At 69.5% G+C, this 7,816-nt stretch carries 7 protein-coding genes; 2 read left to right on the top strand and 5 right to left on the bottom strand.

Going from position 1 to position 7,816, the window contains the following annotated elements:
- Positions 1–549 precede the first annotated feature (549 nt).
- Positions 550–2,940: a DEAD/DEAH box helicase gene (locus ADK86_RS04140; protein WP_053695335.1), complete on the top strand. Its 2,391-nt coding sequence runs from the start codon at positions 550–552 to the stop codon at positions 2,938–2,940.
- Positions 2,941–3,180: 240 nt separating this feature from the next.
- On the opposite strand, the gene ADK86_RS04135 is transcribed toward ADK86_RS04140, so the two are convergent.
- On the bottom strand, positions 3,181–3,591 hold the full coding sequence (locus ADK86_RS04135) for a hypothetical protein (RefSeq protein ID WP_053695334.1): 411 nt from the start codon (positions 3,589–3,591) through the stop codon (positions 3,181–3,183).
- A gap of 120 nt (positions 3,592–3,711) precedes the next feature.
- Positions 3,712–3,936 (bottom strand): hypothetical protein, encoded by a 225-nt coding sequence (locus tag ADK86_RS04130; protein WP_053695333.1) that lies wholly within the window; start codon positions 3,934–3,936, stop codon positions 3,712–3,714.
- Between the two features lie 111 nt (positions 3,937–4,047).
- Between ADK86_RS04130 and ADK86_RS04125 the strand changes: the two genes are divergently transcribed.
- Positions 4,048–4,497 (top strand): hypothetical protein, encoded by a 450-nt coding sequence (locus tag ADK86_RS04125; protein WP_053695332.1) that lies wholly within the window; start codon positions 4,048–4,050, stop codon positions 4,495–4,497.
- A 127-nt stretch (positions 4,498–4,624) separates the two neighbouring features.
- Here the strand turns inward: ADK86_RS04125 and tpg are convergent, their stop codons facing one another.
- The 3 genes from tpg to tap form a co-directional block, all read right to left on the bottom strand.
- Positions 4,625–5,179 carry a telomere-protecting terminal protein Tpg gene (tpg, locus tag ADK86_RS04120; protein WP_053695331.1) on the bottom strand — a complete coding sequence of 185 codons (555 nt, stop codon included), beginning with the start codon at positions 5,177–5,179 and terminating at the stop codon, positions 4,625–4,627.
- 3 nt (positions 5,180–5,182) lie between these two features.
- A complete protein-coding gene (locus ADK86_RS04115; RefSeq protein WP_053695330.1) occupies positions 5,183–5,575 on the bottom strand; it encodes a hypothetical protein in 393 nt (130 codons plus the stop codon).
- Positions 5,576–5,653: 78 nt separating this feature from the next.
- Positions 5,654–7,780 (bottom strand): telomere-associated protein Tap, encoded by a 2,127-nt coding sequence (gene tap / locus ADK86_RS04110; protein ID WP_053695329.1) that lies wholly within the window; start codon positions 7,778–7,780, stop codon positions 5,654–5,656.
- Positions 7,781–7,816 lie beyond the last annotated feature (36 nt).

Here is a 7,816-nt window from a genome sequence, read left to right as displayed (position 1 = left end):
CCGCTGCATAGAGAACGGCTCCGCTGACGCTCCGCCAAATTCCCCCGCAAGCGGGGGAATTGAATTCCGCAAGCGGAATTCAAAAGCGAGTACAATCCGCGCAAGCGCGAATTGTGGGAGTCCCCGCAAGCGGGGCCTCCGGGGCTAGCAACAAGGGGAAGGTGCATCACCCGTGGCGCCGTGTAAACCCTGGGAGTCCCAGCTACTACCCCCGCAAGATGTCTGACAGCCGTCTGGCCCCGACGAGTGCCGGCCCCATGGTGGAGACGGGCTCCGCTGCGCTCCGCCCGAACCCCTCCCCCAACACCCCTGCCTCTTCGCACAGTCCAAAGATGCTCCATCAGTATACACTCGAACAGTCCGTCGAAAAGCTCAAACTGTCGACGCGTAACTCTCATGAACGAACCTGGTGCAAGCGCGATGCATCACAGCAATGCACTGTGTAGAGTTTGGAATCTACACCGCACCACCATCCTGGAGACCCAGGGTCTCCTGGATTTCCTGTCTGAAGCGCGCTGCGTTCCGCGAAGAGGAGAGTACCGGATGGTTATGACCAGGCGTGACTTGCGCTCCCATCAGATTGAAGCGGTTGACGCCATTGTGCGCGGTCTTGATGTTCCGCTTGGTGGGTTTCCTGTAAACGGGCTGCGGGGGCAGGTTGTTGCCGCTTGTGGGACGGGAAAGACGGTCATCGCCGCTTTCGCTGCTCGGGAGATGCTGCCGAGGGGGCGGGTTCTGGTGCTGGTGCCGACGCTGGAGCTGCTGACGCAGACGGTGAAGGAGTGGTACCGGGTCGGGCACAGGGGGCCGGCGGTTGCGGCCTGCTCGCTCCAAGAGGATCCGGAGCTGTGGAGCCTGAAGGTCCGGTGCACCACCAATCCGGTTCGGCTGGCGATGTGGCACGGGACCGGGCCGGTGACGATCTACGCCACCTACGCGTCGCTGTCGGTGCTCGCCGAGGCGTTCGAGGGCGTCTACGGGCAGCAGTTGGCGCCGGTGGACCTGGCCGTGGTGGACGAGGCGCACCGTACGTCGGGGTCGCTGGGGAAGGCGTGGGCGGACATCCATGACCAGGCGGTGATCCCGGCGGCGCGGCGGCTGTACATGACGGCGACGCCCCGGATCTGGCAGGAGCGGCCCAACCGGGAGGTGGCCGAGGGGGTTCGGGATCCGTTGCCGAAGGAGCTGGCGGCCTCCATGGACGACGAAGCCGTCTTCGGTCCGGTCCTATACAAGCTGACCCTGGCGTCGGCGGTGGCTCGTGGCCTGCTGGCTCGGTACCAGATCATCGTCGTCGAGTTGCAGGACCCGGTCGTCACCCCGGAGCGGCTGATGGGTGAGGAGCGGCGCGGCGAGGAGGTGCGCGGGCAGCGGCTCGGCGCCCTGCAGGCGGCGCTGTTGCGGACCATGGCCGACCATGGGCTGCAGACGACCATCACCTTCCATCACCGGACGATAGAGGCCCAGGCGTTCGCGGAGGGGCTTCAGCCGGTGGCGGCGAAGCTGCACGCGGACCAGCCCGAGAAGTATCCGAAGCGGGTCTGGGCCGAGTGGCTGTGCGGGGAGCACGTCCCCGAGCGCCGGCGGGACGTGCTCGGCGGCTTCGCTACGACAGCGCGTCGGGCGGTGCTCTCCAACTGCCGTGTCCTGGGCGAAGGCATCGACATCCGGGCCGTTGACTCCGTGGCCCTGCTGGACCCCAAGGGCGCCCCGCACGACATCGTGCAGGCCATCGGCCGGGCTCTGAGGCAAAAGCCCGGGGAGGGGAAATTGGCTTCGTTGATCGTGCCGGTATTCCTTCAGCCGGGAGAGCATCCGGAGGACATGTTCACCTCCGGGGCGTATCGGCCTTTGGTGAAGGTATTGGAGGGGCTGAGGGCGCACGATGAAGAGGCCGTGGAACTGCTCGCCATTCCGCAAGAGCCGAGGAGGAACGTTGTGGAGCCGTCGGTGTGGATCGGCCCGGAGCCGGAGGAAGGCGAGGAAGAATCCCGAATCCTGCTGCGTTTTGCCGCCCCGCGGGATCCAGTGATGGTCGCGGAGTGGGTGTCCTTCAACGTGATCGACACCGAGCGGCAGGACTGGGCGCGCGGCTACTCCGCCGCGCGCCGGTACCAGGAGCGGGAACAGCATCTGCGGGTGCCGTACGACCACCGGGAGGGCGCCTACCCGCTCGGGCAGTGGATCGCCGAACAGCGCCGCGCGTACGCGGCCGGGCAGATGACCGGCAAGCGCGCCGAGCGGCTCGAGGCCCTTGGGATGGTGTGGGACGCCACCGACGCGGCATTCCAGGAGAACCTCGCAGCGGCGCGGGTCTACTACGAGCAGCACTGGACACTCTGCGCTCCCCGCACTGCGACCGCTTTGGACCGGCCGATCGGACAGTGGCTGTCGAACTTGAGGCGGCCGGGCGCGCTGGCCGGCCACCCCGAGCGCGCCGAAGCCCTGGTCGCGATCGACCCGGACTGGAACCCGGCCTGGCCCGTCACCTGGCAGCGGCACTACGCCGCCGTCCGCGAACTCCTCGCCGAAGAGGACACCGCGCTCACCGAACTGCTGCCCGGGGTGACGGTGCACGGCATGGACGTCGGCAAATGGCTGGCCAGGCAACGCGAGCGCACGGTGTGGGCCGGGTTGATGCCCGGGCAGCGCCAGCGCCTGGGCCAGCTCGGCATCACGGCGCTGCCCCCGGCCGAGAAAACCCCAGCGAAGGCCTCTGGCAGCGCGGGCGGCGCCTTCGAGCGGGGTGTTGAGGCCCTGCGCCAGTACAAGGACCGCACCGGCACCCTGACCGTTCCCAGGGGGCACGTAGAGACCCTCCCGGACGGCACCGAGGTCAAGCTCGGCGTGTGGCTGACCAACACCAAGACACGGCGCACCAAACTCACCGCGGAGAGGAAGGCGGTGCTCGCCGAGCTGGGGCTCGACTGGGCTACCTGACCCCACGGCTAAGGCGCCCACCCGATGGCGCCGCCCGATGGAAGACTGGCAGGTGCGCCCCCGCCCGGGGCCTCCTGTTCGTCAGTCCGGGACCGGGAGCCGGCCGAGCACGCATCTTCGCTGCCCTTCAGGCCGGCGACCTGGCCGCCCCGCGTGCGGCGGAGCAATCGGAGCCCGCCCGGTGACCACGTACCGGGCCGCTTTCCACTTCGGCGAAGGCAGCCCGGCGGGGCTGGAGGATCAGGGCCGGGCCCGTCCCATGACGATCGGCGCTTCCCCGGCGGGCTGGTCCTTGAGCCAGTAGCCATGTGCCGCCAGGATCGAGCGCAGCGCCTGGTGCATGGCGGACTGCTGGGCGCTCCATACCTCGTCGCCCTGGTTCTCCATGTGCGGGTGCTGCTGCCACAGCAGTTGAAGCCCGCCGGGCCCGGGAACGACCGACAGGGCTACCCCGCACCGGTCCTCGAAGGCGTCGGCGTGGAGATCCGAGATCGGCAGCCCCGCCTTCATCAGGACGGTCACCACCTCCACTGCCAGTCCGCGGCGCCCGTCCGGCACCCCTGTGGTGGTGATCACCGCGCGGTCCAGGGCCTTCACGGCCTTCGCCTGCCGCAGGTCATCGGTCGGGCTGCTGGTGTATGACTCGGTCACGATGGCACTCCTGGCGCTGGGGATTCCTTTTCGTACGCCAGCTTGCCCAGGTTCCCTCGTCGAGATCGTTCCGTAGCCCGGTTGGCCTCACCTCGGCGATACCGTAGGACGGGCGGGGCGTCAGACCGGAATCCGGTGCAGGTCCCGTCCGGGGCAGTAACGGAGGAGGGACTGGCGGTTGTACTCGCCGGTCTTGAGGTAGTCGGCCACGTACGGCGCGAGCGAGAGCACGTCGTCGGTGAGAGCGGCCGGATGGTTGGCCAGGTCGTCGTTCGGATACAGCGCCGACAGCGTGCGGGCGGCAAGTTCCACGGCGCGGGCACGGATCTCCTGATCTTCTTCCACGGCCCGGACCCTACCCACGCCGATGAGCGTGCTTCCCTCACCCCCAGCCGACAGGATGCCGAAGAAGGGACGGTCCGGTTTCTCACATACGCCGCAAGGGACCCCTTCGACTTGCCCCGTACCGACTCCGCCACCGACTGTGCCGACTGCCGCGGGCTGTTCAACGGCACGCCCCAGCCGCACTACGATCACGTCCACACCACCGACAAGCTGCCCCGCGCCCGCTGCACCGAGGAGCACATCGTGAAGCACGGCTACGCCGTCGGCTTCGCCGGCAACAGCGGACTCCCCCAGACGTGGATCTTCTTCGCCGACCTGGAACCCGCCGTCGTCTTCGGCCGCGCCGCCCGGATGTCCGCCTTCGACGTCAACCACTACGGCGTCAGCGAGGCCGCCGGCGAGACCCGGTACACCGAGCGCCTCGGCCGCGACGTGGTCACCCTCCACCTCAAGCAGGACTCCCACCTCCGCGATCACGACAACGAAATGCCGATCCTGAAACGCTGGGTGCGAGGCTGCCGTCCCGACTCGGCCTACTACGAAGGTCCATGCCACCGGTAAGACCGGACTTCGAGGCCCTATTCAGCCGACTGGGCCACCGGCCATTCGACAGACGCGGGCGGCACAGCGATGGCCCCAGGGTCTTCGACGGCGGCATGACCGCTTACGCGTGCTCCCGGGTCCGGTGTCAGTAGGAGACGTCGAAGTAGTCGATGTCGGCGAGGGCTACTTCGAGGCCTGTGGCGCGGCGTCCGCCGTCCTTGAAGTACACCTCCTGCAGTCCTTCGGCGACGATGTCACGCATCTGCTGGTCGGTGGCGCCCTGCTGCTGGGCGTCGAACAGACGACGGGCGTAAGGCGCAGGGAGGTGGATGGTCAGGCGGCGCATCCTGCGGTCGTCGGTGGTGCCGACGGGGGCGGTGTAGCCGAACCGGGCCCGGGTCTCCACGGTGATGCCGGTGCTGGTGGCGGCCTGCTTGCGGCGGCGCCCTCGGACCTTCGGCTGCCAGCGGGCACGGACGGCCGCCTCGATCCGATCGGCGATGGGCTTGGGCGGGTGTTTGCGCTCGCCGGTGCGGTAGCGCTCCACCGATCGCTGGCTGACACCGAGTTCGGCGGCGACGGCCTTGGTGGTCTTCATCTGCCCCACCAGGAAGTTGATACGGGCTTTGAGGCCCTTGGGCGGCTCGCGGGTGAAGGCCTCTTGGTCGGCCCGCTCGATAGCGTCCTCGATCTCCCCCACCGGTCAGCTCCCGTCCGTGAACGGGCTGTGGCCGTAACGCTGGGGGATCAGGCGGGCGGCTGCAGCCGGGGCGAGGTCCACGACCAGGCGCTCGCCCACGCCGGAGGCCGTGGTGGCGTCGGGTGAGAGGTAGCCGAGGCTGCGCAGCTCGCCGACCGCTTTACGGAAGGCGTCGCGGCCTTCAGCGGCCAGGCGCTCGGCGCGGGTGAGGGAGACCAGTTCACTGACCGTGGGCTCCTGCCCGGGGGTGTAGCCGGTGGCGAGTTCGGCCAGGACACCGCGGGCGCGCCAGGTCAGGCGCATGTCCCGCATCGCCCGCGCGAACAGCACCGGGTCATGAGCGGGCGGGGCAGTGGGAACGGGCCACTGCGGGGTCAGGGTGTCGGGGGTGTTCATCGGTTACGGCTCCTTCGGTGCGGTTCAGCGTCCACGCCGGCCTCAAGCTGGGCGGTGCCATGTCGGGTGGTCGCGGCCTTACTCGCCTTCGTCGAAGACGGCGTCGCCGCCCTTGATGTGGCGGGCCGGGTTGAGGCCCTGCTCCATCAGGTCGACCGCCCACAGCATCGACTGGACGCCCTCCAGCTTCGCCAGGCCCGGCGTGGGCCCGAGGCGGAACCCGCCCGGCTGCGGCTTGCCGGAGGCGGCGTACGGGAGGAAGTACAACGGGCTCTCACCCGGCGAGGGGTAGACGACGCAGTCGGACAGCACGGCGAGCGGGAACAGCCCGGTCATCTTCGCCATGTTGCCCAGCTTGCGGTGCATGTTGACCCGCGCCTTGCTGATGACCGCAGCCCGGATGTCGGGGCGCCAGGTCGGTCGCTGAAGGGCCGGCCACCGCTCGCCCTCCTTGTAGGACTTGCCCTGCGGGCGCTCGCGGAGCTTGCCGACACCGCCCTTCACCGTCGCCTTGATGGCCGCGAGGACGGCGGCCAGGGCGGGATCGACCTGCTTGTGCTGCTCCATTGCCGCCAGGAACTCCGCGTCCGACAGATCCTTGGTGACGCCGAGGTCGGCAAGGGTATCGACGTACGCGTTCTTGAGCCGGTCGTGCCACGGGTCCAGGTAGGCACCGGTCTCGCGGCGCAGGTACGCCTCGATCGGGTGGACGTCGTAGCCGAGCTCCTGGGCATAGGCGACAGTGTGCGTCTGGTACCAGGCCGGGCCCGTCGGACGGCTGCCGTCCGGCGTGAACGGCGACGGCAGGCGCGGGTCCAGCTCTACGTGGGAGAGGTCGACCAGCCAGGAGCCGGGGATCTTCGGGTTGAACTTCGGGGCATGGAAGTGGTCGGGCGCCGACAGGCCGACGACCAAGCGGGCCGCGGCCGCGAGGAACGCCGTGTTCAGGTCCAGGCCGACCGCGTACGGCAGCGTGCACTCCTCATCGCTGAGCGAGTCCACCGACCGCACCCACTGGTACGCCTCCTCATTCAGGAACCCGCCCGTCCAGCCACTGTTCACGACCACGGGGTGTTCCGGGGTGGCCTCCGGCGGCGCCGGGTCCATCGGCTCCGTCCCCAGCGAGCCCGGGTTGTAGGCCGAGATCCAGTTGCCGGTCGCTTCGTCCCGCTCGGGCTTCGTCGGCGGGCGCAGCGCCGTCATCAGCTCCAGCCCGGAGACGGCCGTGGAGCCGCGGGGGGTGATGACGCGCTGGGCGTAGACGCCGAGGACGCGGGCGATGTCGGCTGGTTCCATCTCGGCGACGCCGGGCCAGGACCGCTCATCGACGGCATCCCACGACAGGATCGCCAGCTGCACGCACTGCCGCTCGCGGCCCTGCGCCTTGCGGTAGATCCGCGCCCAGGGTCCGAACCCGCGCTGCGTGAGCTGCCACTTCGCGCGTCCGACCTGCTTGACGACCGGGTGGTCCTCCGGCAGGCGCAGGGAGCGGCGCTGCTCGTGGCCCTCCAGGCGCTCCGGCAGCCCCAGTTTCACGGCGGCCGCGGCGGTGAGCACGATCAGCGGGTCGGAGTCCTTGCCGTGGCGGTTGAGCTTCGGTGCACCAAGGCCGGACTCGTGCAGCGTCCATTCCACCAGCTCCACCACTGAGGTGGCCGGGCAGTCCAGCACGATGCCGTCGACGCCGTACGCGGAACCGTCGCCGTCCAGCACGGCCAGCGGGCCATGCGGAAAGCGGGGGTCGGTTGCGGGCCTCGCCGCCTTCTTCGCCGCCGGGCGGCGCGACGTCGCGGCCGGACGGGCAGGACGCCCAGGAGCGGCCTGGACAGCCGGGGCCTGAACCGGTGCGGCGGCCTCCGGCTCGGTGGCCACCTCCGGGGCGGCAGAGCCGGTGAACGTTTCCGACGCCTCCGGCTGCGGCGCGGCGAGCGGGGCGGGGGCGGGGGCGCCGCGGGCAGGGTACTTCGCCGCCCAGCCCTGCAGCAGCCGCTGGTATGCCGACAGGCGCGGCTCCTTCGGCTCGCTCCTGCCGTTCTCCCAGTTCTTGATGCTCTGCGTCGACGTCTTCAGCGCGACTGCCAGGCGGGCCTGGGTGATACCGGCGGCCTCACGAAGCCGGGCACGCTCCGCCGGGGGCGGCAGCTGCGGCTCCTCCTCCAGCAAGGCGTCGACCGACGCGAACAGCTCTTCCTCGGTAGTTGCCATGCCTGAACACTAGCAGAACTTACCTAATTATTTGAC

This window comes from Streptomyces sp. NRRL F-5755, from assembly GCF_001279365.1.
GTDB classification, from domain to species: Bacteria; Actinomycetota; Actinomycetes; order Streptomycetales; family Streptomycetaceae; genus Streptomyces; species Streptomyces rimosus.
This window is presented reverse-complemented; position numbering and strand designations above follow the sequence as displayed.